The sequence below is a fragment of the Actinomadura sp. NTSP31 genome (assembly GCF_041951385.1).
Lineage (GTDB): Bacteria > Actinomycetota > Actinomycetes > Streptosporangiales > Streptosporangiaceae > Spirillospora > Spirillospora napierensis.
The window spans coordinates 251,920-277,855 of the sequence record NZ_JBGNUT010000011.1; the positions used below are offsets into that span (position 1 = coordinate 251,920).

Annotated in this window: 26 protein-coding genes and 1 riboswitch; of the genes, 1 reads left to right on the forward strand and 25 read right to left on the reverse strand. The window is 73.8% G+C overall.

What is annotated here, in order from left to right:
• Window position 1: 1 nt before the first annotated feature.
• From ACA514_RS20850 to ACA514_RS20930, 17 genes are all read right to left on the reverse strand, one after another.
• Window positions 2–586, reverse strand: a complete 585-nt coding sequence (locus tag ACA514_RS20850) for a Uma2 family endonuclease (RefSeq protein WP_375042852.1) — start codon at window positions 584–586, stop codon at window positions 2–4.
• 114 nt (window positions 587–700) lie between these two features.
• Window positions 701–1,294 carry a Uma2 family endonuclease gene (locus tag ACA514_RS20855; protein WP_375042853.1) on the reverse strand — a complete coding sequence of 198 codons (594 nt, stop codon included), beginning with the start codon at window positions 1,292–1,294 and terminating at the stop codon, window positions 701–703.
• Window positions 1,295–1,396: 102 nt separating this feature from the next.
• On the reverse strand, window positions 1,397–1,843 hold the full coding sequence (locus ACA514_RS20860) for a PH domain-containing protein (RefSeq protein ID WP_375042854.1): 447 nt from the start codon (window positions 1,841–1,843) through the stop codon (window positions 1,397–1,399).
• Window positions 1,836–2,711, reverse strand: coding sequence for an ATP phosphoribosyltransferase (hisG, locus tag ACA514_RS20865; protein WP_375042855.1), 876 nt, complete (start codon window positions 2,709–2,711; stop codon window positions 1,836–1,838). Before hisG ends, ACA514_RS20860 begins: the two co-directional genes overlap by 8 nt.
• A gap of 45 nt (window positions 2,712–2,756) precedes the next feature.
• Window positions 2,757–3,269, reverse strand: a complete 513-nt coding sequence (gene ribH, locus ACA514_RS20870) for a 6,7-dimethyl-8-ribityllumazine synthase (protein WP_375042856.1) — start codon at window positions 3,267–3,269, stop codon at window positions 2,757–2,759.
• The gene (locus tag ACA514_RS20875) at window positions 3,266–4,522 is read right to left on the reverse strand and encodes a bifunctional 3,4-dihydroxy-2-butanone-4-phosphate synthase/GTP cyclohydrolase II (RefSeq protein WP_375042857.1); all 1,257 of its coding nucleotides are present in this window, start codon (window positions 4,520–4,522) and stop codon (window positions 3,266–3,268) included. Before ACA514_RS20875 ends, ribH begins: the two co-directional genes overlap by 4 nt.
• Window positions 4,519–5,160, reverse strand: a complete 642-nt coding sequence (locus ACA514_RS20880; RefSeq protein ID WP_375042858.1) for a nicotinamide riboside transporter PnuC — start codon at window positions 5,158–5,160, stop codon at window positions 4,519–4,521. The genes ACA514_RS20875 and ACA514_RS20880 overlap by 4 nt, the downstream gene beginning before the upstream one ends.
• Entirely contained in the window at window positions 5,157–5,768 is a 612-nt protein-coding gene (locus ACA514_RS20885; protein ID WP_375042859.1) for a riboflavin synthase, read from the reverse strand. Before ACA514_RS20885 ends, ACA514_RS20880 begins: the two co-directional genes overlap by 4 nt.
• A gap of 93 nt (window positions 5,769–5,861) precedes the next feature.
• A riboswitch (FMN riboswitch) is annotated at window positions 5,862–5,992 on the reverse strand.
• A gap of 256 nt (window positions 5,993–6,248) precedes the next feature.
• Complete coding sequence (locus tag ACA514_RS20890; protein ID WP_375042860.1) at window positions 6,249–6,821, reverse strand: TetR/AcrR family transcriptional regulator; 573 nt, start codon at window positions 6,819–6,821, stop codon at window positions 6,249–6,251.
• Window positions 6,822–6,869: 48 nt separating this feature from the next.
• Window positions 6,870–7,514 carry an HAD-IA family hydrolase gene (locus tag ACA514_RS20895; RefSeq protein WP_375042861.1) on the reverse strand — a complete coding sequence of 215 codons (645 nt, stop codon included), beginning with the start codon at window positions 7,512–7,514 and terminating at the stop codon, window positions 6,870–6,872.
• 11 nt (window positions 7,515–7,525) lie between these two features.
• Window positions 7,526–8,203 carry a ribulose-phosphate 3-epimerase gene (rpe, locus tag ACA514_RS20900; protein WP_375042862.1) on the reverse strand — a complete coding sequence of 226 codons (678 nt, stop codon included), beginning with the start codon at window positions 8,201–8,203 and terminating at the stop codon, window positions 7,526–7,528.
• A gap of 12 nt (window positions 8,204–8,215) precedes the next feature.
• On the reverse strand, window positions 8,216–9,163 hold the full coding sequence (locus ACA514_RS20905) for a phosphatase PAP2 family protein (protein WP_375042863.1): 948 nt from the start codon (window positions 9,161–9,163) through the stop codon (window positions 8,216–8,218).
• A 7-nt stretch (window positions 9,164–9,170) separates the two neighbouring features.
• Window positions 9,171–10,592 (reverse strand): RsmB/NOP family class I SAM-dependent RNA methyltransferase, encoded by a 1,422-nt coding sequence (locus ACA514_RS20910; protein WP_375042864.1) that lies wholly within the window; start codon window positions 10,590–10,592, stop codon window positions 9,171–9,173.
• Entirely contained in the window at window positions 10,592–11,530 is a 939-nt protein-coding gene (gene fmt, locus ACA514_RS20915; protein WP_375042865.1) for a methionyl-tRNA formyltransferase, read from the reverse strand. The genes ACA514_RS20910 and fmt overlap by 1 nt, the downstream gene beginning before the upstream one ends.
• The gene (def, locus tag ACA514_RS20920) at window positions 11,531–12,076 is read right to left on the reverse strand and encodes a peptide deformylase (RefSeq protein WP_375042866.1); all 546 of its coding nucleotides are present in this window, start codon (window positions 12,074–12,076) and stop codon (window positions 11,531–11,533) included. It lies immediately after the preceding gene.
• A 179-nt stretch (window positions 12,077–12,255) separates the two neighbouring features.
• Window positions 12,256–14,067 carry a hypothetical protein gene (locus tag ACA514_RS20925; RefSeq protein WP_375042867.1) on the reverse strand — a complete coding sequence of 604 codons (1,812 nt, stop codon included), beginning with the start codon at window positions 14,065–14,067 and terminating at the stop codon, window positions 12,256–12,258.
• Window positions 14,068–14,144: 77 nt separating this feature from the next.
• Window positions 14,145–16,265: a primosomal protein N' gene (locus ACA514_RS20930; protein WP_375042868.1), complete on the reverse strand. Its 2,121-nt coding sequence runs from the start codon at window positions 16,263–16,265 to the stop codon at window positions 14,145–14,147.
• A gap of 152 nt (window positions 16,266–16,417) precedes the next feature.
• Between ACA514_RS20930 and ACA514_RS20935 the strand changes: the two genes are divergently transcribed.
• Entirely contained in the window at window positions 16,418–18,091 is a 1,674-nt protein-coding gene (locus ACA514_RS20935) for an MFS transporter (RefSeq protein ID WP_375042869.1), read from the forward strand.
• A gap of 305 nt (window positions 18,092–18,396) precedes the next feature.
• On the opposite strand, the gene metK is transcribed toward ACA514_RS20935, so the two are convergent.
• The 8 genes from metK to ACA514_RS20975 form a co-directional block, all read right to left on the reverse strand.
• Complete coding sequence (metK, locus tag ACA514_RS20940) at window positions 18,397–19,602, reverse strand: methionine adenosyltransferase (RefSeq protein WP_375042870.1); 1,206 nt, start codon at window positions 19,600–19,602, stop codon at window positions 18,397–18,399.
• Window positions 19,603–19,780: 178 nt separating this feature from the next.
• Entirely contained in the window at window positions 19,781–21,001 is a 1,221-nt protein-coding gene (gene coaBC / locus ACA514_RS20945) for a bifunctional phosphopantothenoylcysteine decarboxylase/phosphopantothenate--cysteine ligase CoaBC (RefSeq protein ID WP_375042871.1), read from the reverse strand.
• An 80-nt stretch (window positions 21,002–21,081) separates the two neighbouring features.
• Window positions 21,082–21,336 carry a DNA-directed RNA polymerase subunit omega gene (gene rpoZ / locus ACA514_RS20950; protein WP_151542026.1) on the reverse strand — a complete coding sequence of 85 codons (255 nt, stop codon included), beginning with the start codon at window positions 21,334–21,336 and terminating at the stop codon, window positions 21,082–21,084.
• Between the two features lie 62 nt (window positions 21,337–21,398).
• Window positions 21,399–21,947, reverse strand: a complete 549-nt coding sequence (gene gmk, locus ACA514_RS20955; protein WP_375042872.1) for a guanylate kinase — start codon at window positions 21,945–21,947, stop codon at window positions 21,399–21,401.
• A 148-nt stretch (window positions 21,948–22,095) separates the two neighbouring features.
• The gene (mihF, locus tag ACA514_RS20960; RefSeq protein WP_021597647.1) at window positions 22,096–22,422 is read right to left on the reverse strand and encodes an integration host factor, actinobacterial type; all 327 of its coding nucleotides are present in this window, start codon (window positions 22,420–22,422) and stop codon (window positions 22,096–22,098) included.
• A gap of 861 nt (window positions 22,423–23,283) precedes the next feature.
• The gene (gene pyrF, locus ACA514_RS20965) at window positions 23,284–24,012 is read right to left on the reverse strand and encodes an orotidine-5'-phosphate decarboxylase (protein WP_375042873.1); all 729 of its coding nucleotides are present in this window, start codon (window positions 24,010–24,012) and stop codon (window positions 23,284–23,286) included.
• Window positions 24,009–24,989, reverse strand: a complete 981-nt coding sequence (locus ACA514_RS20970) for a dihydroorotate dehydrogenase (RefSeq protein ID WP_375042874.1) — start codon at window positions 24,987–24,989, stop codon at window positions 24,009–24,011. The genes pyrF and ACA514_RS20970 overlap by 4 nt, the downstream gene beginning before the upstream one ends.
• A complete protein-coding gene (locus ACA514_RS20975; protein ID WP_375042875.1) occupies window positions 24,986–25,873 on the reverse strand; it encodes a dihydroorotate dehydrogenase electron transfer subunit in 888 nt (295 codons plus the stop codon). Before ACA514_RS20975 ends, ACA514_RS20970 begins: the two co-directional genes overlap by 4 nt.
• Window positions 25,874–25,936 lie beyond the last annotated feature (63 nt).

Genomic DNA, 25,936 nt, shown 5'->3' on the forward strand with positions numbered 1-25,936 from the left:
CCTACCACCGCGCGCCGACGGCTCCCAGATCGACCTCGATGTCGAACGGCACGCTCACTTCGAGCCGCCCACAATGCACGCTGGGCGGGCGGTAAGAACGGGCGGCGTGATCGAGCTCGTGGACAAAGACGACCGTCCGGCCATCGACGTCCTCAACCCGCCAGAAGTGCTCGATCCCCGCAGCCGCGTACTTGACCGGCTTCGTATGCCTGTCCCGATCCTCTGAGCCGGGATCCACGGCCTCGACGGCCAGCAAGAGATCTTCACCGAAGTAGTGGTCGTCCGGTTGTTCTCGCTCGTACGCCTCGGCCGTCACCACCGCGACGTCAGGGACGGGCACCTGCCGATCGGCCAGTCGCACAGCCATACCGCGCTCAGCTCGCCACCCGTGCGCCGCCTGCCGGTCGATTTCGCCTCGAATCAGGTTGACGATCCTGGAATGCCATTTGCGCTGGGGCCTCGCGAAGACCAGAGCCCCGTCGATCAGCTCCGTGTGCCGGGGCAGACCGCGCATGCGCAGGAAGTCGTCGGCGGTAAAGCCGTCCGGCGGGGGGATCACCCAGTCCGGCAGCGCCTCAGGCTCCATGTGGCCACTTTTCACACGCCATAGGACAACTCCTGCTGGCAGCCGCAGTTTGAAACAGGCCACTCACCGACCCGGCCAATCGCGAAATCCGTGCCGTGGATGTCGGTGGAACGGCTACTGGTGGCGCCAGCCGACCCGTGCGAGATCCATCTCGATGTCGATGTCGAACGGCACTGTCAGCTTGAGCTGGTCGTGATGGATGCCGGTCAGCGCGTAGGTGGCGCTGGCGGGGTCGAGTTCGTAGACGTACACAACGGCCCGCTCCCCCTCCCTCTCCACCCTCCAGAAGTGCTTGATCCCGGCGGCGGCGTACCGTCGCGGCTTGACGTCACGGTCATGCTCGACGGAACCCGGCGAGACCACCTCGACCGCAAGGAGAACGTCCTCGGCGCCAAAGGTGGACCGAAGGAGATCGCGTTGGAACGCGTCGTCCGTCAGCACCGTGACGTCCGGCTCCGGCACCTGCCGCTCTCCCAGCTTGACCGTCATCTCGCGAATGACGCGCAGATACTCGGGTGCCGACCGCCTCAATCCATCGACCAGCAGTTCGATGACCAAGAAGTGCCACAGCGACTGCGGGCTCACGAAGACCAGGCTCCCGTCGATCAGCTCCGTGTGCCGGGGCAGACCGCGCATGCGCAGGAAGTCGTCGGCGGTGAAGCCGTCCGGCGGGGGGATCACCCAGTCTGGCAGCGCCTCAGGATCCATGTGGCCACTTTCCGCACATGACTCGATACTCTGCGCGCTCATGCCCCTACTCTGGCACACGGCCGCGCGCCTGGTCCTGCCAACAGCCTAGAACAGGGGGTGTCAGGTGGGGTCGGGGGTTTCGCTGCGGGCGCGCAGGAGGGCCTTCAGCTCTGTGAGCTGGCGGGCGGCGAGGGCCTTCTCGGCGCCGTTGATGCCCATGGCGCCGATGGACGTGCCGTCGGCGAGGTCGAGGGTGGGCCACGGGTCGCCCTCGGTCATCGAGACGCCGAGGACCTCCGGCCAGGCGAGGCGGCGGGTGCGGAAGGCGTTGACGACCGTGAGGCCCGCCTCGTCGGCGGCGACGCGGCAGCGGGCGAGCATGTGCAGCACCCACGCGACGACCAGGCCGAACACGACGATCAGCACCCGGTCGAACATCTTGAACTGCGGTGCCACCACCACGGCGAGCGCGATCAGGCCGGCGACGACCACGCCCGCCGTGGTGTAGGCGACGGCGCGTGTGGTGCGGGGGCGCCACACGGCCGGAAGGGCCCGTTCCTCAGTCAACGATCTTCGAGATCGGGATTTCGAGGATGTCGTGGGCGCCGGCCGCCTTGAGGGCCGGGATGAGCGTGTTCACGCCGCGCTTGGCGACGACGGACTCGACCGCGCTGGAGTCGCCGCCGGCCAGCGAGGTGACCGTGGGCGACGACATCGACGGCATGATGTCCAGGACGTTCCGCAGGTCGGCCTGGGCGACGTTCAGCTTCAGCAGCACGTTGCCGCGCGCGCGGATGGCGCCCTGCAGCAGCAGGGAGACGTCCTCCATCGCGGCGCGCTTCTCGGCGTCCTCGTAGGCCTCGCGGTTGGCGACCAGCTCGGTGTAGCTGGTCAGGAGGGTGTCGAGGATGCGCAGGCCGTTCTTGCGGAGCGACGAGCCGGTCTCGGTGAGGTCGACGATCACGTCCACGATGTCGGGGACCTTCGCCTCGGTGGCCCCGTAGGACGGGACGACCTTCGCCTTGACGCCGTGCTTGTCGAGGAACCGCTTGGTCATCGCCGGGAACTCGGTGGAGATCCGGACGCCCTCCGGCAGCTCGGACACGCTCTGCCAGGGCGCGTCCTCCGGCACCGCCATGATCACGCGGACCGGGTTGGAGGTCGCCTTGGAGTACTGGAGCTCGCCGAGGCTGACCACGTCGGAGTCGGTCTCGGTGATCCAGTCGCGGCCGGTGATGCCGAGGTCGAACAGGCCCTGTTCGAGGTAGGTCGGGATCTCCTGCGGGCGCAGCACCCGGACGCGGTCGATGCGCGGGTCGTCGATGGACGCGCGGTAGTCGCGGTCCGAGGCGCGCCGGACGGTGAGGTCGGCGGCGTCGAACAGCTGCATGGTCGCCTTCTCCAGCGACCCCTTGGGCAGGACGAGTGACAGCACGGATTTGCCTTTCGGATGGGTTGCGAACGGGTGACCGGGTGACCTTCAGGAGCCCGAATGCTCCAGGCCGTGCCCGGCGTGACCGTGATGCCGCAGACCTCGCAGGGTCAGTGCCGTGTCGAGTGCGGCCACAGTCGCCTCCCATCCCTTGTCCTCGGAGCTGCCCGGCAGCCCGCTGCGTTCCAGTGCCTGCTCAATGGTGTCACATGTGAGGACCCCGTTGCCCACCGGAGTCGACTCGTCCAGTGCAACGCGTGTCACACCGGTCGTCACGGAGTCGCAGACATAGTCGAAATGCGCGGTCGCGCCCCGGATGACCGCGCCGAGGCAGACGACGGCGTCGAGGTCGCGGGCCATCTGCTGGGCGATGACGGGCAGCTCCAGCGCGCCGGCGACCCGCACGACGACGGGGGCGTCGATCCCGCAGGCCTTGGCGGCGGCGACGGCGCGTTCCAGCAGCTGGTCGGTGATCTGCCCGTGCCAGCGGGTGCAGACGATGCCGAGCGTCAGCCCGGCCGCGTCGACGGCGGTGTCCTCGGGCCGTCCCGCGCCGCTCATGAGAGTCCTTCGATCCGGTGCCCGAGACGGTCCCGCTTGACCGTCAGGTAGCGCCGGTTGTGCTCGGTGACGACGACGGGCATCGTCTCGCGTCCCCGCACGCCGAGCCCGAACCCGTCCAGGCCCTTGAGCTTGTCCGGGTTGTTGGTGAGCACCCGGATCGAGCGGACGCCCAGGTCGCGCAGCATGTGCGCGGCGTTGGAGTACTCGCGGGCGTCGGCCGGCAGGCCGAGCTCCAGGTTGGCGTCGACGGTGTCGGAGCCGTTGTCCTGGAGGGCGTAGGCGCGCAGCTTGGCCAGCAGGCCGATGCCGCGGCCCTCGTGGCCGCGCAGGTACACCACGACGCCGCGGCCCTCCTCGGCGATGCGCTCCATGGCGGCGTCGAGCTGGGTGCCGCAGTCGCAGCGCTCGGAGTGCAGGACGTCGCCGGTGAGGCATTCGGAGTGCGCGCGGACGAGGACGTCCTCGCCGTCGCCGATGTCGCCGAGGACGAGCGCGAGGTGCTCGCCGCCGTCGATCTCGCTGGAGAACCCGACGGCGCGCCACATCCCGTACCGGTTCGGCAGCCGGGTCTCCACGACGCGGGTGACCATCGGCTCGGTGCGGCGGCGGTGCTCGGCGAGCTGCTCGATGGAGATCAGCTTGAGGCCGTGCTCCTTGGCGAACACCTGCAGCTCGGGCAGGCGCGCCATGGTGCCGTCCTCGTTGACGACCTCGGCGAGGACGCCCGCCGGGGTGAGCCCGGCCATCCGGGCGAGGTCGACGGCGGCCTCGGTGTGGCCGCGGCGGCGCAGCACGCCGCCCTCGTGGTAGCGCAGCGGGAAGATGTGGCCGGGGCGGACGAGGTCGCGCGGCTCGGACGCCGAGTCGGCCAGCGTCCGGATCGTGCGGGCCCGGTCGGCGGCGGAGATGCCGGTCGTGACGCCGAGCCGGGCGTCGACGCTCACGGTGTAGGCGGTGCGCATCCGCTCGCTGTTCTGCGCGGTCATCAGCGGGATCTGCAGCCGGTCGAGGTCGGCGCCCTCCATCGGGACGCAGATCACGCCGCTGGTGTAGCGGATCGTGAAGGTGAGCAGCTCCGGCGTCGCCTTCGACGCGGCGAAGATGATGTCGCCCTCGTTCTCGCGGTCCTCGTCGTCGACGACCACGACGGGGCGTCCCGCCGCGATGTCGGCGACCGCCTCCTCGATCGAGTCGAAGATCCCGCCGCCGCTCGGTCCGTCACTGCCGCTCAGTCCGTCGTCGCCGCTCATGCGGTCACCGCCTTGTTCCCGGGGGCCGGCACTGCCTTCGCTTCCCGCAGCCAGTTCCTGAACCCGACCATCACCATCACGAAGAAGATCACGTAGACCGCGCCGGAGACGTACAGCCCGGAGTGCAGGGCCACCGGCACGCCCACCAGGTCGACCAGCACCCACACGATCCAGAAGTCGACGAGCGCGCGGCTCTGCGCGAACGTCGCGACGGCGCTGCCGACGAAGATGTAGGCGTTCGCCCACGGCGACCAGGCGGCCTTCAGCCAGTCGACGTGGAGGAACAGCTCGGCGACCGCCGCGGTGCCGACGATCAGCGCGGCGATCAGCACGGCGCGCTCCTTGGCGGTCGCGCTCCGCACGACCAGGGGGTCGCCGCCGCGCCGTCCGCGCGCCCACATCGCCCAGCCGTAGACGGCGAGGAAGCCGAACAGCACCTGCTTGAGCGCGTTGCCGGGGACGTCGGCGTGCACGGACGCGGCGAGCAGCAGCAGCGCGCCGGCCATCTGCACCGGCCACGTCCACAGGGTCTTGCGCATGGCGAGCCACACCACGGCGAGCGACAGGATGTTGCCGGCGAGGTCGGTCCACAGGATGTGCTCGCCGGAGAGGTCGAAGCCCGCACCGAGCCAGTTCATGCCGCGCCGCCCGCCGGGACGCGGTCGCCGAGCATCCGCTCGACGTACTTGGCGACGACGTCGACCTCGAGGTTGACGGGGTCGCCGGGCTTCTTGTGGCCGAGCGTGGTGAGGGACAGCGTGGTCGGGATGAGCGCGACGCTGAACCGGTCGGCGCCGGCCTCGACCACCGTGAGGCTGATCCCGTCGACCGTGATCGAGCCCTTGTCGACCAGGTAGCGGCCCAGGTGCGCGGGCAGCGAGATCGTGACGACCTCCCAGCGCTCGCCCGGCTCGCGGGAGAGGATCGTTCCCACGCCGTCGACGTGGCCCTGGACGAGGTGGCCGCCGAGCCGGTCCGAGAGCCGGACGGGCCGCTCCAGGTTGACCTTGGCGCCGGGTTCCAGGGAGCCGAGGCTGGACCTGTCGAGGGTCTCCTTCATCGCGTCGGCGGTGAAGGCGCCGTCCTTGACGTCGACCACGGTGAGGCAGACGCCGTTGACCGCGATGGACGCGCCGTGGACGGCGTCCTCGGTGACGAGCGGGCCGCGGATCGTGAGGACGGCCGAGTCGCCCTCGGCCTCGACCGCAACGATCTCGCCGAGCTCCTCGACGATGCCGGTGAACATCTCCCGGGCCTCCTAGTTCCGTTTGCTACGGAACCCGGCTCCGGGGTGTACGTGCGTCGACGTCGCGGGCACCCCTGCTGTCACAGGGGTGTGCTGCGCGCTGCCTCCCATCCGGACTTTCACCGTCGGTCCTGGAGTTCCACCAGGTCAACCGGCCGATGGCTTCGGCCGGGTCGCGGACTGTCACCGCCGGTTCGGAATTTCACCGACCCCGGAGCACGCGTTCATGCTTGCCAACCAGTGTGCCACGCGAACCATTCCCCCGCCCATGTGAGGATCGCCACGGGATCCGCGCGACCTACCAAGCGCTCGTTAGGGTTATTCTTACCCGGTTCAACGTTCAACGATCTCCGGCACCGGGTAGGCCCCGCGGCAGGGCCCGCTCCCCCGACTCCGTGCCGCCGCGGCCCGTGGTGACCGCCATTCCCGACCTGGGCCCGGCGGCGCGGCCTGCCGGAAGGCGCGGCCCGGCGGGCCGGCTCACTCCGAAGCGCGCACCGCGTCCAGGGTCACGGTGACGAGGCGCTCGACCGCGTCCCGCGACGGCAGGCCGCCCGCCGCGCCGAGCGCGTGCAGGCAGAAGGCCGCCAGCTCCTCCGGCGGGACGTCACCGCGGACGGCGCCGTCGCGGGCCGCGTCCGCCAGCAGGCCCCCGACGAGCTCGCGCAGCCGCTGTTCCGCGCCGGCCATGCGGCCGCCACGGTGGACGAGCGCCGCGAGCTCGGTGCCGTGCGGCCGCTCGTGCGTCGTCACCGCGTACGTCCGCAGCACCTCGGCGAGCCGCCCGGCGGGCGTCCCGGCCCGGTCGCGCGCGGCGGCGAGCCGCTCGAGATGCCCGCCGACCTGCTGGTCGTGCCAGGCGACCAGGATCGACTCGACGTCCGGGAAGTACTTGTAGAGCGTCGCGCGGCCGATGCCGGTCTCCTTGGCGATCCGCGACATCGTCACCGCCGCCAGGCCGTGCTCGGCCACCAGTGCCGCGGTGGTCTTCAGCGTCGCCTCGCGCACCGCGTTCCGATGCGCCTCGATCGTCTCGTCCCACAGCTTCGGCACGCCCCAAACCTACGGCACGCGCCGACAGCGCTCAGCCGGGCGGCGTGGTCACAGCGTGCGGGTAAGGCGCAGGCCGCCGGGGGCCGGCAGCACATGGGTCAGGTCGGGGACGATGTGGTGGGCGGCCGTCAGGGACCCGGCGGGATGGCTGGTGGTGACGGCGACGACGGTGGCGCCGGCCGCGCGGCCCGCGGCGACGCCGGCCGGGGCGTCCTCGACGACCAGGCAGGCGGACGGGTCGGCGCCGAGGCGGCCGGCCGCCAGCAGGTAGCCGGACGGGTCGGGCTTGCCGCGCGGGACGTCCTCGGCGGTGATGACGACGGGCGGCAGCGGCACGCCGGCGACTCCGGTACGGACGCGGAGCTGCTCCTTGTCCATGGACGTGACCAGCGCCCACGGCAGGTCGTCCAGCGCGGCCAGCAGGTCCGGCACGCCGGGGAGCGCGGTGATCCCGTCGGTGCGGGACGCTTCCAGCGCGTCCAGGCGCGCGGTCGCCTCGCGCACCCGGCCGGCGGGCAGGAAGTCGGCGACGCGGTCGCTCGTGCGGCGGCCGTGGGCGTCGGACAGGAACTCGTCGGCGTCGATGCCGTACTCGGCGGCCCACACGCGGGCGGCGCGCTCGACCAGCGGCGTCGAGTCGACGAGGGTGCCGTCGACATCGAACAGGACCGCCGCGCAGGGCAGCGTCACCATGCGGTCACCGGTCACCACGCCGCGGCGGCGGTCGCCTTCTCCGCCTGGGCCTTCAGCCTCCGGACGGCCTCGGACGGGTCGTCGGCGCCGTACACGGCGCTGCCGGCGACGAAGACGTCCGCGCCGGCGTCCGCGCAGCGCTCGATCGTCTCGGCGCTGACGCCGCCGTCGACCTGGACCCAGACGGGCAGGTCCCGGCCCTTGATCATCTCGCGGGCGCGGCGGACCTTGGGCAGCACCACGTCCAGGAACCTCTGGCCGCCGAAGCCGGGCTCCACGGTCATCAGCAGCAGCATGTCGATCTCGCCGAGCAGGTCCTCGAAGCCCTCGACCGGGGTGGCGGGGTTCACGCCGAGCCCGGCGCGGGCGCCGGCGGCGCGGATGGCGCGCAGCGTCCGGATCGGCGCCCTGGCCGCCTCGGCGTGGATGGTGACGCTGCCCGCGCCGGCCTCGGCGTACTGGGGCGCCCAGCGGTCCGGGTCCTCGATCATGAGGTGGCAGTCGAGGGGCAGCGCGCTGTGCTTGAGCAGCGCCTCGACGACCGGCAGGCCCAGGGTCAGGTTGGGCACGAAGTGGTTGTCCATGACGTCGACGTGCACCCAGTCGGCGGTGCCGGAGATGAGCGCGACGTCCTCGGCGAGACGGGCGAAGTCCGCGGACAGGATGCTGGGTGCGATCTGTGGAGCCATGATTCCCCGAGTCTATTGCCGCACTTCGGCCGGTTCATCACCCGGGCGGGTGAGCGGGGGTGTGGTGCGGCGCGCCAGGCGGAGCCGGACGAAGGCCTCCGGCGCCCCGGCGGTCGCCCACAGGCCGAGCAGCGCCTGGACGGCGAACGCCTCCGGCGGGCGCGGGCCCGGCAGCAGCTCCAGCGCGGCCAGGACCGCCGCGCCGGCGGCGCCGACGAAGACGCGGGCGAGGCGGTGCCCGGCGGAGCCCCCCGGGTCGAACCAGCCGCGGGCGGCGCAGACCGACACTCCCGCCAGGATCCCGAACAGGCCGCCGGTGGCGGCGGCCGCCTCGTTGACGGTGACGGGCCGGGTGTGCCCGCCGGCGGTGGTGATGGCCTTCGCCCAGGCGTCCGGCCACTGCCATCCGTGCAGCGAGCGGACGGCGAGCCACGCCCCCGCCAGGAAGGCCAGGGAGATCGCCAGAGCCATGGCCAGCTGCAACAGCAGCGGGCGGGCGCTCCACCACGGCACGACCCGCGGTTCGAGCCACAGCCCCAGCACCAGCACGCCGACGCCGATGGCCCAGCCGACCAGCACCTGGTTCAGCGAGTGCACGCCCAGGTACACGCGCGACGCGCCGATCAGGGCGATGACGGCGGCCGCGGCCACCCACACGGCAACGCGTCTCGTGCGGGACGCGAAGAAGCCCCAGGTGACGACGGCGTTCTGCGCGTGACCGGACGGCATCCCGAACGAGGCGAGCGGCTGCCGCTCCTTGATCGTGGGGTCCGTCCAGAACGGGCGGGGCTCGTGCCACACCAGCTTCAACACGGTGTTGAGCGTCGACCCGAACGCCAGCAGCACCGTCGCGCGCGCCATGAACCGCGGGCTCACGCACCAGTAGAGGACCGCCAGAGCCGGGATGTAGAACCCGGCGCTGCCGAGGTACGTCATGGCGAGCATGAAGCCGGTGAGCACCGGCGTATCACTCCCCGCGGCGGAGGAGGGCGAGGAACATGGCGTCGGTACCGTGCCGGTGCGGCCAGAACTGCGCGTAGGGGCCGTCTCCCAGGCCGGTGAGGTCCGGCGCCACCGAGGCGAGGGCGGCGGGGGCGTCGAGCCGTTCGACGTCGTCACGGCGGCGCAGCACGTCGTCCACCACCACCCGCGTCTCCGCCAGGTGCGGTGAGCAGGTGACGTAGGCGACGACGCCGCCGGGGCGCACCGACTCCAGCGCGGACGCCAGCAGCCGGCGCTGGAGCGGGCCCAGTTCGGCGACCGCCTCGGGGCCGCGGCGCCAGCGGGCCTCGGGACGGCGCCGCAGCGCGCCGAGGCCGGTACAGGGCGCGTCGACCATGACGCGGTCGAACGCGCCGGGCCGCCACGCCGGGACGGTCCCGTCCGCCGCGATGACACCGGTGCGGTCGTCCACCGCGCGGCCGACGAGCCCGGCGCGGTGCGGCTGGACGTCGGCGGCCAGCAGGCGCGCGCCGCGCCCGGCCGCGACGGCCGACAGCAGGCCGGCCTTGCCGCCGGGGCCCGCGCAGACGTCGGCCCAGCGGGCGTCGCGGCCGTCCAGCGGGGCCGCCGCCAACGCCAGGGCGACCAGCTGGCTCGCCTCGTCCTGGACGGCGGCGCGGCCGTCGCGGACGGCGTCGATGGCCGCCGGGTCGCCCTCGCCCAGCACGGCCGCGTACGGCGAGTAGCGGGACGGCTCGGCGCCCGCGTCGTACAGCTCCTGCGCGGTCGCGCGCCCGGGCCGGGCGACCAGCGTCACGCGCGGGCGCGCGTTGTCGGCCGCCAGCAGGTCGCCGATCTCGTCGCGGTCGGGGCCGAGCGCGTCGCGCAGCGCGGACACGATCCACTTGGGGTGGCTGTGCGCGATCGACAGCCGGGTGGTGGTGTCGGCGTCGGCGGGTGCGACGATCGCCAGCCACGCGTCCAGGTCGCGGGTGGCGACCTTGCGGAGCACCGCGTTGGCGAACTTGGCCTGGCCGGGGCCCGACACCGACCGCGCCAGCTCCACCGCCGTGCCGACCGCGGCGTGCGGCGGGATGCGGGTGGCGAGGATCTGGTGCGCGCCGAGGCGCAGGACGTCCAGCAGCGGCGCGTCGATGCGGCGCAGCTCGCGGTCGCTGCACAGCGCGAGGACCGCGTCGTAGGTGCCGCGGCCGCGCAGCGTGCCGTAGGTCAGCTCGGTGGCGAGGGCGGCGTCGCGGCCGGTGATGCCGCGGTCGCGCAGGCGGGTGGGCAGCAGCAGGTTCGCGTACGCGTCGCGGGTCTCGACCGCGCGGATCACGTCGAACGCGGTGCGGCGGACCAGGTCCTGCGGGCGGCCCGTCTGGCGGGGGCCGCCGGGCCTGCGGTTGCGGTCGGGGCGGCCCCGGCCGCTTCGGGTCGGCGGCATCAGTGCAGCGCGTCCTTACCGATGAGGTTGACGCCGCGCACCCAGTCGGCGGCGGCCATGCGGCGCTTGCCCTGCGGCTGGACGTCCCCGAGCACGACCGGGTGCGTGGCCGTGCCGACCAGCACCTCCGCCTTGCCGGCGCGCAGCTCCCCGGGCGACAGCTTCCCGCCGTCGCCCCCGTCCGGCTCGGCCGGGCGGACCGGGCCGAGCTTGACGCGGGCGTCGCGGAACATCGTCCAGGCGCCCGGCGCGGGCGTGCAGGCCCGGATCAGCCGGTCGATGTGCCGCGCCGGGGCGGTCCAGTCGACGCGGGCGTCCTCGGGGGTCAGCTTCGCCGCGTGCGACACGCCCTCGGTGGGCTGAGGCCGCGCCTCCAGGACGCCGGCCTCGATCCCGTTCATCGTGTCGAGCAGGAGGCCCGCGCCCGCGGTCGCCAGCCGTCCCAGCAGGTCGCCCGTGGTGTCGGTGGGGCGGATCGGCTCGGTCAGCACCCCGTAGACCGGCCCGGTGTCGAGGCCCTCCTCGATCTGGAACGTCGCCGCGCCGGTCACGTCGTCGCCGTGCAGGATCGCGCGCTGGACGGGCGCCGCGCCGCGCCAGGCCGGCAGCAGCGAGAAGTGCAGGTTCACCCAGCCGTGCCGGGGGATGTCCAGCGCCTCGCGCGGCAGCAGCGCGCCGTAGGCGACGACCGGGCAGCAGTCCGGCGCGATCTCGCGCAGCCGGTCGAGGAACTCCGGGTCGCGCGCCTTGGCGGGCTTGAGCACCTCGACGCCCGCCTCGGCGGCCCGCCGCGCCACCGGGCCGGCCTCCAGCCGGCGCCCGCGGCCGGACGGGGCGTCCGGGCGGGTCACCACCGCGGCCACCTCGTGGCCGGACGCGAGCAGCGCGTCGAGCGCGGGAAGCGCGGTCTCGGGGGTCCCGGCGAAGACGAGCCGCATCTAGATCGCCTTCCCGAAGGTGCGGTGCGGCGACGCCTTCACCACGGGCGCCGGGTCGCCGAACCACTCGGCCTCGCGGATCGCCTTCATCGCGGCCTTGCGCTGCTCGGCGTCCATCCGGTCGATGAAGATGATGCCGTCCAGGTGGTCGGTCTCGTGCTGGACGCAGCGGGCCAGCAGGTGCGTGCCCTCCAGCGTGATCGGCTCCCCGTGCATGTTGAAGCCCTTCGCCACGACCCCGACCGAGCGCGGCGTCGGGAACGCCAGGCCGGGCAGCGACAGGCACCCCTCGTCGTCGGTCTCCTGCTCGTCCGACAGGTCCAGCGTCGGGTTCACCACGTGCCCGAGCCGGTCGTCGACGTAGTAGGTGAACACCCGCAGGCCCACGCCGAGCTGCGGCGCCGCCAGGCCCGCCCCGGGAGCGTCGATCATCGTGTCGGTGAGGTCCTTGACGAGCTGGCGCAGCTCCTTGTCGAAGTCCTTCACCGGCTCCGCCGGGGTGCGCAGCACTGGGTCGCCGAAGAGGCGGATGGGCTTGACGGCCAACGAGGACTCCGTTCCTGCGGGTGGGGCGCCGCGCGCCGCCCGTCCCGGGCGCGCGCCGGGCGGGACCGTGGATGTCGCGTCCCCAGTCTACGGAGGGATCACGCGGATCTCGCACGCCGCCGGCCACGCGCCGGCGGTCGTGCGCCTCCGGTCATGCGTCTCTGGTCACGCGTCTCGGGTCACGCGCCTCCGCCGGACCGCGCCTTGTAGGCGGCGGTGCGGGCCGCCTTGGCGGTCGCCTTGTCGGGATGGTGGTCGCCGAGCGCCTCCAGGACGTCCGCGACGCCCGGGTGGTCGGTGCGCCACAGCTCGTCCACCATCTCCCGCATCTCCGTCCCGGGCGGCGCGTCGACCAGCGCCGCGGCGACCGCCTCGTCCGGCTCGGCGGTCTCCAGCATCCCGGCGACGGTGTCGACGAACACCCACAGGTACTCGGCGCGGGACAGCTCCCGCCCGGCCGGGTCGCCCGCCGCGTTCAGCCACAGCGCCGCGTACGGCGACACCAGCGGATGCTCCTGTGCCGCCCGAACGACCGGCGCGGCCTCCGGGCCGACGCGGTGCAGGACGGCGGCGGCGAGGTTGCGGGCGCCCGGCCCGCCGCCGCGCATCACGTCCAGCAGGTCGGCGGCGGCGTCCTTGACGTCGTGGGCCGCCAGCCACCCGTCGATCTCCTCGTCGGCGGTCTCGGGCCGGTGCCAGGCCAGCCCGGCGACGAGCTCGGCGGCGGACCCGCCGGCCAGCTCGCCCACGACCGGCGCGGCGAACCCGTCGGCCAGCAGCAGCTCCCGGACGCCCCACACGCCCAGCGGCGTGAGCACGCGGCCGCTCTCGCCGGCCTCCTCGACGACGCCCCAGCGGGCCAGGTCGTCCAGCTCCAGCGCGAGCGCGTCGAGCACCGCCTCGGCCAGCGCCCCCCGGTCGGAGATCTCGTAGGCCTCGGCGACGTGCCCGAGCAGCGCGTCGGCCAGCTCGTCGAGGGTGGCGGGCTCCTCCTGCTCGTACAGGTGGATCAGCACGCCGGTCAGCTCGTTCTGGACGAGCTCGATCGCGTCGAGCCCGTCGGACGGGTCGTGCTCCGGGACGGCGACGGAGTCGAGCAGCCGCACCCACACGCCGAGCACGCGCTCGCCGTCGTCGGAGTCGAGGTCGTGCAACGCCGGCCCGGGCTCGGCCTTGCCGCCCTTGGCGAGGATCACCTCCGCCTCCGTCGCGGCCCACCAGAGCCGGTCGAGCTCCGGCAGATCGGTCTGGTCGGCGACCTCGGCGTCCGGCAGGCGGCGCGGCGTGGCCAGGCCCAGCGCGGCCACCGCGGCCTCGGCGTCCGCCGCGGTCAGCTCGTCGATCTCGGTCAGCGGCCGCTCGCCCGTCCACTCGGCCAGCGCCCGGACCTCCGCGGTCAGCCCGGAGCGGCGCGCCGCGTCCGCCAGCTCCGCCGCCGGCGCCAGCCGCACCGGCGGGACGACCAGCTCCTCGGTCCGCCGCAGGTACTCCTCGGCGCGGGTGTAGCGCTCCTCGTCGGGCAGCGCCTCGAACCGCCGCATCCACTCCTCGACGGCGTCCTGGTCGTCCAGCGCGACGCCGTCGCCCTCCATCAGCCCCGCGACGACCTCCGCGGCCACCTGCCGCTCGGCGCCGTCGGTCTCGGCGACCACCTCGGCGAATTCGGGGGCGAGCCGGTCGATCTCCGCGGCCAGCTCCGCGGCGCGGCCGGCGGGCACGGCGCCGGACTCGCCCAGGAACGCCGCGACGGCCCGCATCGCGTCCAGCACGGACGGCACCTCGTCGGCGCCCGCGACCACCGTCTCCGGGAACACCTCCAGCAGCAGCTCGCGCAGCGCCTCCGGGGTGAGCTCGCCCGGCCCGGCCAGCCCCATCTCCCGCCCGGCGAGGTCGAGCAGCAGGTGCGCGCCCTGCTCGTCGAGCTTCTCGCCGCGTTCGTCCGCCCAGTTCCGCAGGTCGCCCGCGGTCGTCTCAACCCAGTTGTCGGCCACCCGAGAACCCTATTGGTCGGTGCCCTCCCCGGGGGCCGAACCCGAACACGACGGCACGGCTTCACCGGGCCGGCCCGTCAGATGAGCTCCAGGGGGTCGATCTGGACGCGGACGGTCTCGGCGGCCTTGCGGGCACTGCGGACGCCCTGCGCCTCCTTGAGCGCGCGCGCGAGCGCCTGGCCCGCCGCGCGGGGGACGCGGACGAGGGCGCGCTCCTTCTCCGGCCCTTCCGCCCCCGGCTGCCGCGGGACGGGCACCGGGCCGAGCACCTCCGCGCCGTCCGGCAGCCGCGCGTCCTCCAGCAGCTCCCGGATCGCCGCGGGCGTCGCCGTCAGCGACGCCATCCGGGCCGCCGGCGGGAACCCCGCCTCCCGGCGCTCGGCCAGCTCCCGCTCGGCATAGGTGACCGGGTCCCAGCGGACGAGCGCCTGCACCGCCGGCAGCGTCCCCTCCGCCGCCACGACTACCGGCCCCTCCGCACGGACCAGCGACGCCGCGTTCATCCAGCGCCGCAGCGTCTCCTCCCCCGCCCGCAGGTCGGGCCGGCCCAGCAGCACCCAGCCGTCCAGCAGCAGCGCGGCGGTGTAGCCGTCGTCGGCGGGCGGCTCCGCGCCCGGCGTCGCCACCACGAGCGCCCGTTCGGTGCCGACCCGTTCGAGGATCGCCTCCCGCCCGGACGTGCGGATGGGTACGCCGGGAAAGGCCCGCCCCAGTTCCTCCGCCGTCCGTTTCGCGCCCACGACCATCGCGCGCATCTGGAAGAACCCGCATTCGGGACAGTGCCAGTCGCCCGCTATGCGGCCGCACCACCGGCAGTAGGGAGCCGCATGCGACGACGGCAGCGCCAACGGCCCCTGGCACGCCGCGCAGTGCGCGGGAGTCCGGCACCGCGCGCACGCGATGCCCGGGACGTAGCCGCGCCTCGGCACCTGCACGAGCACCGGCCCGTGCTCCAGCGCACCCCGCGCGGCCTCGAACGCCACGTTCGGCAGGCGTGCCGTGCGGGCGGCCGCGTCCCGGGCGAGCTGCGCGTCGTCCCCCACGTACCGGACGCGCGGCATCGCGCGCCGCACCCGCGCCCGGTCGGCGGCCACGGCGTGCGCCCAGCCCGTCTCGACCAGCACGGTCGCGTCCGTGGTCCGGGTGAAGCCGCCGATCAGGGCCCCGGCGCCCGCCCGGTGCGCGCGCAGCGCCAGCACCTCGCGCGGATGCGGGTAGGGCGCGTGCGGCTCGGCGTGGACGTCGTCCCCGTCGTCCCACAGCACGGCGAGCCCCAGGTCGGCGACCGGCGCGAACATCGCGGCCCGCGTCCCGACCACGGCCCGCGCCCGGCCCCGCAGGACGGCCAGCCACCGCCGGTAGCGCTCGGCCGGGCCCAGCTCCGCCGTCAGCGCGACGTGCCGCCCGTCCCCCAGCTCCGCCTCCAGCGCCGCGTCCACCCGGGCCACGTCGCGGCCGTCGGCCACCACCACCAGCGCCCCGCGGCCGCCTCGCAGCGTCACCGCCACGGCCCGCGCGATGGCCTCCGCCCACTGCGGCCCCGGCAGCGCCGTCCACACCGCCCGAGGCGCCCGCCCGTCGGCCAGCGCTTTCAAGAACGATGCACCGGCGGGATACTCCAGCCAAGGGTTCTCGCCGTCCGCCGGCTCGGTGCCTTCGCCCGACGGCTCGTCGCCGGCGGGCTCGGCGGATTCGGCGGGTTCGGCTCGCTCGGCCTCCACACGGGCGTGGCGCGGCGGGACGGCGAGCCGCAGGACGTCCGCGAACGTCCCGGCGTAACGGTCGGCGATCTCCCGCGCCAGGGAGGCGATCTCGGGGGTGAGGACGCGTTCCGGAGACGTCACGCGTTCCAGGTAAAGAAGCTTTCCGTCGTGGCCGCTCTCCTCGGCGCGCTCCAGCAGGAAGCCGTCGACGAGCTGCCCGGCGAAGCGGACCCTGACCCGGCAACCCGGCACGGCCGCCGCGTCGAGCTCGGCCGGGACCAGATAGTCGAAGGGACGATCGAGGTGAGGCAGGGACATGTCGACGGCGACGCGCGCCACGGGCCGTTCCTCCGCGGGACGGCGGGCCCCCTTCTTCGGGGTCTTCCGCCCGGCCTTGCCCGCGGCCCCCTTGCCCTGCGGGGCCTTCTCCACCGGCACCCTGGGCACGTCGTCCAGGCCCGGGATCAGGTCCGCTCCCCCTCCGTCCTCCGTCACGTCCCCCGTCCTACCAGATCAGCCCGACAGTCATCGGCGCACGCTAAGGTGTGGTCCGTTTGAATGGGGCGCGCATTCGGTGGATCCGCGGACACGTGGGATCGCCCGATGCCCTTCGCGCCCTCGCCGTCCGACGATCACGTGCAGGCGATGTGACCACAGCGCATAGTCCAGAGCTGACCGACGCCCCGGCCGGGGCCGCGCCCTCCGCGCGCCCGGTCCGTCCCCGCGCGCCCTGGTGGAAGCGGTGGACCAACCCCCGCAACCCCATCGTGGCCGCCACCGTGGCCGCGGCCGTCATGCACCTGGTCTGGGCCCTGTACCTGGCGGCCGAGGGCGGCGACCTCGCCGCCCAGGCCGCCTGGACCGACTTCGCCTGGAAGCACCCCACCGCCGCCTACAGCTTCGCCTGGTACGGCGGCATGCACCCCGCCTCCTACAGCGTCCTGTCGCCGTACCTGATGGCGCTGTTCGGGATCCGCACGGTCGCCGTCGTGGCGGGCACCATCTCCGCGGCGCTCACCGCGCAGCTCCTGGTCCGGTTCAAGGCGCCCATGGCGCTGCCCGCCGCGCTGTGGGCCGCGTTCGCGCTGTCGTGCAACACCGCCTCCGGCCGCGTAACGTTCGGGCTCGGCCTGATGTTCGCGCTGATGGCGGTGATCGTCGCGTTCACCCCGCGCGGCACCCCCGCGCTGCGCTGCGCCGGGATGGTCGGGCTCGGCCTGCTGGCGACGGCGTCCAGTCCCGTCGCGGGGCTGTTCCTGCTGGTCCTGGCCGCCACCCTCTTCCTGACCGGACGGCGCCGCGCCGGCATCGCCCTCGCGATCGGCATGCCCATCGTCGTCGGGACGACGAGCCTGCTGTTCCCGTTCAGCGGCGTCCAGCCGATCTCGTTCACCGCGATCGTGGTGTGGTGCATCGTCAGCGTGATCGCGATCCTGGTCTTCGCGCCGCCGAACTGGCGGTTCGTCCGGATCGGCGCCGGCGTCTACCTGCTCGGCATCGCCCTCACCTGGCTGATCCCCTCGCCCGTCGGCAGCAACGTCGAGCGCCTCTCGCTGGTGTTCGGGGGGATGTTCTGCCTGTCGGCCGTCGCGCGCGCACACGGGCGGGTGCGCATCGCCGTGCTGTCCGTGGCGTTCATCTTCACGGCCTCGTGGCAGGTGGTGAAGCCGATGGAGGACCTCGTCCACACCGTCCCCGCCGCCTCGGCCGCCGCGAACGCCCAGGGCCTCGTCGACGAGCTGCACGCGCTCGGCGCGCAGCGCACCCGCATCGAGGTCGTCCCGCTGCGCTCGCACTGGGAGGCGGCCGGGATGAGCCGGCACTTCATCCTGGCGCGCGGCTGGAACCGGCAGGTCGACGCCGAACGCCACGAGCTGTTCTACGAGAAGGACGCGCTCACCCCCGTCTCCTACCGCGACTGGCTCCACAAGTGGGCGGTCCAGTACGTCGTGCTGCCCCAGCAGGAGACCGACTGGTCCGGCAAGGACGAGGCCGCGCTCGTGACGGCCGGCCAGCCGTACCTGGCGGAGGTGTGGCACGACGAGCACTGGCGGCTGTTCCGCGTCGCCTACCCCACCCAGCTGGTCGACCCGCCCGCCACCGTCCACGAGGTCAACTCCGGTGAGCTGGTCGTGGACATGCCGGCGGCGGGCTCGGTGCTCGTCCGGGCCTCCTGGTCGCCGTGGCTGGGCGTCACCGGCGGCGACGCCTGCCTCGCCCGCGCGGGCGAGTTCGTCCGGATGAAGGCGCAGAAGGCCGGCCGCTACACCATCGCCGCCCACTACGGCCTCCACCGCGGCAACCACTGCCCTGCTTCCTGACAAGCCCGGCCCAAGACGCTCGCCTGGCGGCTCGCGCCTTGACCGTGCTCGGGCGAGCGCGACCTCGCTCCGCGAGCTTCCCGGTGGGACTCGCCTTCGGCTTCGCCCACCGGTCAGATAGCGCACTCGCGTGACGGCTGAGGTTCCTTGGAACGAGGTCGGCGGCCCTCTGGATCATCCGTCGGCGCCTGCGGGCCGTCAGGCGGTGCGTGGCGGCCTCTGACGGGCTGAGGGTGCCGGATATGCGAAGAGGGCCCCGGAACGTCTCCAGGGCCCTCTCAGCGGCGATCAGTGGTGCCGGCGGCTCACAGGCCGGCGGCGGAGGCCAGGTCCTTGGCGCGGTCGGTGGACTCCCAGGAGAAGTCCGGCACCTCGCGGCCGAAGTGGCCGTAGGCGGCGGTCTGCGAGTAGATCGGCCGCAGCAGGTCGAGGTCGCGCACGATCGCGGCGGGACGCAGGTCGAAGACGTCCGCGACGGCCTTCTCGATCCTGTCCGGGTCGACCTTCTCGGTGCCGAACGTCTCCACGAACACGCCGACCGGGTGCGCCTTGCCGATCGCGTAGGCGACCTGGACCTCGGCGCGGTCGGCGAGCTGCGCCGCGACGATGTTCTTGGCGACCCAGCGCATCGCGTACGCGGCGGACCGGTCGACCTTGGACGGGTCCTTGCCGGAGAACGCGCCGCCGCCGTGCCGGGCCATGCCGCCGTAGGTGTCCACGATGATCTTGCGGCCGGTGAGGCCGGCGTCGCCCATCGGGCCGCCGATCTCGAAGCGGCCGGTGGGGTTCACCAGCAGCCGGTACCCGCTCGTGTCCAGGTCGAACTGGGCGAGCACGGGGTCGACGACGTGCTCCTTGACGTCCGGGGCGAGCAGCTCCTTCAGGTCGATGTCGGGAGCGTGCTGGCTGGACACCACGACGGTGTCGAGGCGGACGCCGCGGTCACCGTCGTACTCGATGGTGACCTGGGTCTTGCCGTCGGGGCGCAGGTAGGGGACGGTGCCCTCCTTGCGGACCGCGGACAGCCGCTGCGCGAGCCGGTGCGCCAGCGTGATCGGCAGCGGCATCAGCTCGGGGGTCTCGTTGGTGGCGTAGCCGAACATCAGGCCCTGGTCGCCGGCGCCCTGCCGGTCCAGGTCGTCCCCGCGCTTGTCGCGGTCCTCGCCCTCGCGGGTCTCGTAGGCGTCGTCGACGCCCTGCGCGATGTCGGGCGACTGCGCGCCGATCGACACCGACACGCCGCAGGAGTGGCCGTCGAAGCCCTTCTTGGACGAGTCGTAGCCGATCTCGAGGATCTTCTCCCGGATGACGCCGGGGATGTCCACATAGGTCTCGGTGGTGACCTCACCGGCCACATGCACCTGACCGGTCGTGATCATCGTCTCGACGGCGACCCGGCTCTTCGGATCGTCCTTGAGCATCGAGTCGAGGATCGCGTCGCTGATCTGGTCCGCGATCTTGTCCGGGTGTCCTTCGGTGACGGACTCCGAGGTGAACAGGCGGCGAGACACGTACGTGAACTCCTTGCAGCGGCTGCTGACTGACGTCGCAGGACGGATATGTCATCGAGTTCGGCGGGGACGTCCCCCGCGCGGGTATCCAAGGTGCAAGCCCGCAGTCTAGCCCGATCGTCACCGGGCGCCGGAATGGGCTCGGCCGCGGCCGGGCGGCCTCCGGCCGTTCCGCGGGTCAATCGGCGGGCGGCGGGTCCAGGCGCGCGGCGACCAGGTCCCAGACGACCTCGGCGAGCGCCTCCTTGGCGCCGCGCGGCACCTCGGTGCTCGACCCGTCCGCGGCGAGGATCACCGCGGCGTTGTCGGGGCGGCCGAAGGTGAGGTCCTCCCCCACCTGGTTGACCACGAGCAGGTCGCTGCGCTTGCGGGCGAGCTTGGCGCGGCCGTTGGCGAGGACGTCGTCGGTCTCGGCCGCGAAACCGACGATCACCTGCCCGGCCCGCCGGCGCTCGCCGAGCTCGGCCAGGATGTCGGGGTTCTTGGCGAGCCGGATCGGCTCCGGCTCGCCCCCCTCGGTCTTCTTGATCTTCGAGCCGCGGTAGTCGACGGGGCGGAAGTCGGCGACGGCCGCGGCCATCACCACCGTGTCGGCGGCGCCGGCGGCCTCGAGGACGGCCTTGCGCATCTCCTCCGCCGAACCGACGGGCACGACCTGCGCGCCGGCCGGGTCGGGCAGCGCCACGTTGGCCGCGACGAGCGTCACCCGCGCGCCGCGCGCCGCCGCCGTCCGGGCCAGCGCGTACCCCTGCAGCCCGGACGAGCGGTTGCCGATGAACCGGACGGGGTCGAGGGGTTCGCGGGTCCCGCCGGCGGACACCACCACGTGCCGTCCGGCGAGGTCGCGTCCGGCCGTGCCGCGGGCGAGCACGTGCCGGGCCACCTCGAACAGCTCGGCGGGGTCGGGCAGCCGGCCGGGGCCGGTGTCCTTGCCGGTGAGCCGCCCGGACGCGGGCTCCACCACGACCGCGCCGCGCTCGCGCAGCGTCGCGACGTTGGCCCGGGTGGCCGGGTGCTCCCACATCTCGGTGTGCATCGCGGGCGCGAACACCACCGGGCAGCGGGCCGTGAGCAGGGTGTTGGTGAGCAGGTCGTCGGCCAGGCCGTGCGCGGCGCGGGCGAGCAGGTCGGCGGTGGCGGGGGCGACGAGCACCAGGTCGGCGCCCTGCCCGAGCCGGACGTGCGGGACCTGCGCCACCCCGTCCCACACGGCGGTGGAGACCGGGTTGCCCGACAGCGCCGCCCAGGTCGGCTCGCCGACGAAGCGGAGCGCGTCCCGCGTCGGCACGACGGTGACGTCGTGGCCGGACTCGGTGAGCCGCCGCAGCAGCTCGCACACCTTGTACGCGGCGATCCCGGCGCTGACACCGAGGACGACGCGCGGCTTTCGGGAGGTCATGCGGACACTGTTCCATCAGGCCCCGGTGCCGCTTCGCACCGGGGGTCCGGGGGGTCGCCCCCCGGACGGGACCGGGGCGGTCAGCCCTCGATCGGCTCGGCGTTGAGCAGGCCCTCGCGCGTCTCGCGCAGCGCGATCGACAGGGGCTTCTCCTGCACCTGCGTCTCGACGAGCGGGCCGACGTACTCCAGCAGGCCCTCGCCGAGCTGGGCGTAGTAGGCGTTGATCTGCCGGGCGCGCTTGGCCGCGATGCTCACGAGGCCGTACTTGGTCTCGACGACCTCGAGGAGCTCGTCGATCGACGGGTTGGTGATGCCTTCGCTGCTGGCTGCCACTCCGTGGCCTTCCACTAGTGATCCACTGCGATGCCGGCCGCCGGACACGGCGGTCGCCGACACTAACGTACAGCCATCAAGGCTAGCAGCTCACGGCACACGTCCTGGACGGACGTGTTCACCAGTGTGACGTCGAACTCCTTCTCGGCGGCCAGCTCGACCCGGGCCGCGTCCAGCCGGCGTTCGATCACCTCGGGGGGCTCGGTGCCGCGGCCGGTGAGGCGGCGGACCAGCTCCTCCCAGCTGGGCGGCGCGAGGAAGACCAGCCGCGCGCCGGGCATCGTCTCGCGGACCTGCCGGGCGCCCTGCAGGTCGATCTCCAGCAGGACCGGCTCGCCGCGGGCGAGGCGCTCCTGCACGGGCCGGCGCGGGGTGCCGTAGCGGTTGCCCGCGAACTCGGCCCACTCGAGCAGCTCCCCTTCGGCGACGAGCCGGTCGAAACCGGCGTCGTCGACGAAGAAGTACTGCACACCGTGGGTCTCACCCGGTCGGGGGGACCGGGTGGTCACCGAGACCGACAGCCACACCCGGGGGTGTGAGCGCCGGATCTCGGCGACGACCGTGCTCTTGCCGACGCCCGACGGCCCGGACAGGACCGTCAGGCGGGACACGAGCGGGCCATGCGGTTGTTCGGAGCCCTCCGGCGCAGCGATGGGTGCGCCGGAGCCGGACGAGATGGTGCCGGATCCGGGGAGCCCGGACCCGGCCGCGGCGGTCTCCCCCTCTGAGGGGCCGCCGCGCCCGCCCGTGAGTCGCGCGTCAGCGGTTCGCACTTCCGCCGAACTCACGCTCCAGGGAGGCGCGCTGGTTGGCGCCGAGGCCCCGCACGCGGCGGGATTCGGCGATGCCCAGACGCTCCATGATCTGCTTCGCACGGACCTTGCCCACACCGGGCAGGGACTCCAGGAGGGCCGACACCTTCATCTTCCCGATGACGTCGTCGGACTGACCCTCCTTGAGAACCTCGGCGAGCGAGGTTCCCCCGTGCTTGAGCTTGTTCTTAACCTCGGCCCGCTCCTTGCGAGCCTTGGCAGCCTTCTCCAGGGCTGCGGCGCGCTGTTCGGGGGTTAGGGGCGGAAGAGCCACGCCGGGTCACCTCAGGTTTCCACTCGACGGAGTCGGACGGGTTGGGAAACTAGCGAGTTCACGCCCCATAAGGCAACGTGAAGTGCCGTTTAGCCCGCCACAAAATCACGAAAATCACTCCCCGGAGTGTCCTGAATACAGAGTGTACTCGACTCGGGGCCTCCGACGGCCCATCCCCTTGCCTTGCTGGGACTTTCGCATGATCGTGAAAATCCGCCCATTCTGTCCCGATTTACGGCACCCGGCACCGCCCCGGCGCGGCGGTCCGCGCCCGCCGGGGGGCTCCCCGCCATGATCCCGTCACCCCCCGCCGGGCCGGATCCGGCCCACCGCGCGGGCCCGGTGTGACGTCCCCCACAGCCGGTCCCGACCGAGTGACGCTCGTCACGCCGGGCCGTTCCGCACGTCGCGGGCGCACCGCAACTGCCATCCTCGACAGCACACCCGCCAAGATCATTCAGCCGGACCCGGAGCCGCCCGCCGCCCGCATCCCCCCGCTCCCCCACGCACGCCCCGCCTCCCCGTGCCCGGACGCCCCCGTCCGGCCCCGCGGGCGTCCGGACCGCGAATCGGGCTGAACCGACTTCGCCGTCCGCCCCGTATCGCTTTGCGGACCCCCGGCCCGGCATTCGCAAGCGAAGTAAAACGACAATGCGCGCTCCCGCACGCCCAACAACACCGCGCTAAATCGACCCCCAAAACCAAATCCATCCCCCGCATCCCAATCCGCGGAGCCCACTCGGCACACGCATCCGCGCGGGAACCCAGCTGAGCACCGCCGCAGAAGCCCGCAGCCCGGCCACCGCCACGGGCAGGCACGCGGAGCGAGCGCCAGCGAGCGCAGCGGGCATGCCCGGCGGCCTACCGGCCGTGACGGGGGGCTCCGGGGGGTCGCTCCCCCGGGAACTTGCGGAGGGCGGCGGCCATCGCGGCGGCGGCGGCGCCGGGGTCGGGGGCGCCGGTGATGGGGCGGCCGATGACCAGCAGGTCCGCGCCGGCGGCGAGGGCGGCCTCCGGGGTGGCGACGCGGGCCTGGTCCTGGGTGTCGGCGCCGGCGGGCCGCACGCCGGGGGTGATGAGGGTGATGTCGGGACCGACCTCCGCGCGGACGGCGGCGGCCTCCTGCGGGGAGCAGACGAGCGCCTGGGCGCCCGCGCCGACGGCGAGGGCGGCGAGCCGCCGGACCGCGTCGGGCGCGGGGCCGTCGAGCCCGACGGCGCGCAGGTCGGCCTCGTCCAGTGAGGTCAGCACCGTCACCGCGGCGATCTTGGTGGCGGGGGCCGCCTCGACCGCCTCGCGGATCATGGCGGGGCCGCCGGCGGCGTGCACGGTCAGGTACGACGGCTTGAGCCGGGCGACGGCGCGGGCGGCGCCGCGCACGGTCGCGGGGATGTCGTGCAGCTTCAGGTCCAGGAACACCTGGACGCGGCTCGCGCCGCGGACGCTGGCGACGACGTCGGGCCCGTAGCGCAGGTACAGCTCCAGGCCCACCTTGATGGTGGAGACGTGCGGCGTGACCAGGGTGGCCCAGCGCGCGGCGGTCTCCAGGTCGGGGGCGTCCAGCGCGACGGCGATGGGGGCTGCGGTCACGGCATCTCCTTCTCGGGCTCGGTCGGCCGCACCTGGGGCGGCACGTAACCGGCGGGCTTGTGGGCGAGCCCGACGGCGTCGGCCACGCGCCCGATGCGGCGGGCCGCGAGGGCCTCCTCCAGCTCGCGCAGGACGCGGGGCCCGGCCGCGGGGTCGTGGAACAGGGCGGTGCCGACGGCGACGGCGGACGCGCCGGCCAGGATGAACTCCAGCGCGTCCAGGCCGGTCGAGACGCCCCCGACGCCGATGATCGGGGTCGCCGGCAGCGCGGCGTGCACCTGGTAGACGCAGCGGACGGCGACGGGCCGGATCGCGGGCCCCGACAGCCCGCCCGACACGCCGGTGAGGGCGGGCCGCAGGGTGTGCGGGTCGATCGCCATGCCGTCCATGGTGTTGATCAGGGTGAGGCCGTCGGCGCCGGCGTCGACGCAGGCCAGCGCGATCCCGACGATGTCGGTGACGTCGGGGCCGAGCTTGGCGAACACCGGGGTGCCGGGCCGGGCGCCGGCGCGGACGGCGCGCAGCACGGACGCGGCGGCCGACGGGTGCCAGCCGAACATCCGGCCGCGGTCCTCGACGTTGGGGCAGGCGACGTTGACCTCGATGGCGGCGACGCCGGGGACGTTGCGGAGCCGGCGGGCGAGGTCGCCGAACTCCTCGACGCTGTTGCCGGCGATGGACACGATGGTGCGGACGTCCTGCTCGATGAGCCAGGGGAGGTCGCGTTCCAGGAACGCCTCGACGCCGGGGCCGGGCAGGCCCATGGCGGTGAGCAGGCCGCTCGGCGTCTCGGTGACGCGCGGCGTGGGGCGTCCCGCGCGCGCTTGGGACATCACCGAGGTGGTGACGAACGCGCCGAGACGGGACAGTTCGAAGAACTGGGCCAGCTCGCGTCCAGTCCCGCCGCACCCGGAGGCCGTCAGGACCGGATTGGGGAGCTCCAGGGCGCCGAGGGTGGTGGTGACCCGGTCGCTCACTTCGAGCCCCCTTCCGTGACGCTCAGGACGCGCGGGGCGCCCAGCGCGTCGAACGGGATGGTGCCGAGGTCGCCCCAGCGGACGCGGTCGCCGCGCAGGACGGGCCCGTCGGCGCAGGCGCGGACCATGCGGGTGACGCCGTCCTCGCCGTGGATCGGCAGCACGCAGGTCATGCAGGCGCCGATGCCGCAGGCGCCGGTCCGCTGGAGGAACTCCTCCACCGACACCTGGGACGGCAGGCCGAACTCGCCGGCGATCTGGGTGACCGAGCGCAGCAGCCCGGTCGGCCCGCAGGCGTAGACGACGTCGGCGCCGGTCTCCTGGACGACGCGGGGCAGCACGTCCCGCATGGCGCCCTTCTCGCCGAGCGAGCCGTCCTCGGTGACGACGGTGGCGGAGTCGCCGATGCGCTGCGCCATCCGGGACCCGAACACCTGCCGGGCGGTCGGCCCGGCGAGCACGAAGTGCACCTGGCAGCCGCGCCGCAGCAGCGTGTCGGCGAGCGCGAACACCGCGGCGCCGCCGGGGCCGCCGGCGGCCAGCAGGCAGCTGACGGGGTCGCGGGGCAGCCGGAACGGGCGGCCGAGCGGGCCGAGCAGGTCGAGCTGGTCGCGGGAGCGGCGGCCGGCGAGCCAGCCGGTGCCGGGCTCGGTGTCGGCGAACACGACCTCGACCGTGCCGCCGTAGTCGGACTGCACCTGGTGGACGCCGAAGCAGCGGCGCACCAGCCGGGCGGTGTGCTCGCCGCCGACGGCGACGGCCACGAACTGGCCGGGCCGGAACCGCTCGGCGATCGCGGGCGCCACCAGCGTCATCGCGTGGTAGTCCTGCACCTGGCGGACCGTGAGGACCGTCGCCGACGTCTGCACCGGCGTGTCGGACACCCGTCTCCCTCTCTCGTCGCGTTCGCCGCGGCGGGGGGGGGCCGCGCCCCCCCCCCGCGGCGG

What these genes read in the sequence shown, in the direction of transcription:
- ACA514_RS20850 (WP_375042852.1), bottom strand. Translation starts at nt 586, where the DNA reads ATGGAGCCTGAGGCGCTGCCGGACTGGGTGATCCCCCCGCCGGACGGC.
- ACA514_RS20855 (WP_375042853.1), bottom strand. Translation starts at nt 1,294, where the DNA reads ATGGATCCTGAGGCGCTGCCAGACTGGGTGATCCCCCCGCCGGACGGC.
- ribH (WP_375042856.1), bottom strand. Translation starts at nt 3,269, where the DNA reads ATGAGCGGCGCGGGACGGCCCGAGGACACCGCCGTCGACGCGGCCGGG.
- ACA514_RS20875 (WP_375042857.1), bottom strand. Translation starts at nt 4,522, where the DNA reads ATGAGCGGCGACGACGGACTGAGCGGCAGTGACGGACCGAGCGGCGGC.
- ACA514_RS20880 (WP_375042858.1), bottom strand. Translation starts at nt 5,160, where the DNA reads ATGAACTGGCTCGGTGCGGGCTTCGACCTCTCCGGCGAGCACATCCTG.
- ACA514_RS20885 (WP_375042859.1), bottom strand. Translation starts at nt 5,768, where the DNA reads ATGTTCACCGGCATCGTCGAGGAGCTCGGCGAGATCGTTGCGGTCGAG.
- ACA514_RS20895 (WP_375042861.1), bottom strand. Translation starts at nt 7,514, where the DNA reads ATGGTGACGCTGCCCTGCGCGGCGGTCCTGTTCGATGTCGACGGCACC.
- rpe (WP_375042862.1), bottom strand. Translation starts at nt 8,203, where the DNA reads ATGGCTCCACAGATCGCACCCAGCATCCTGTCCGCGGACTTCGCCCGT.
- ACA514_RS20910 (WP_375042864.1), bottom strand. Translation starts at nt 10,592, where the DNA reads ATGCCGCCGACCCGAAGCGGCCGGGGCCGCCCCGACCGCAACCGCAGG.
- fmt (WP_375042865.1), bottom strand. Translation starts at nt 11,530, where the DNA reads ATGCGGCTCGTCTTCGCCGGGACCCCCGAGACCGCGCTTCCCGCGCTC.
- coaBC (WP_375042871.1), bottom strand. Translation starts at nt 21,001, where the DNA reads ATGACCTCCCGAAAGCCGCGCGTCGTCCTCGGTGTCAGCGCCGGGATC.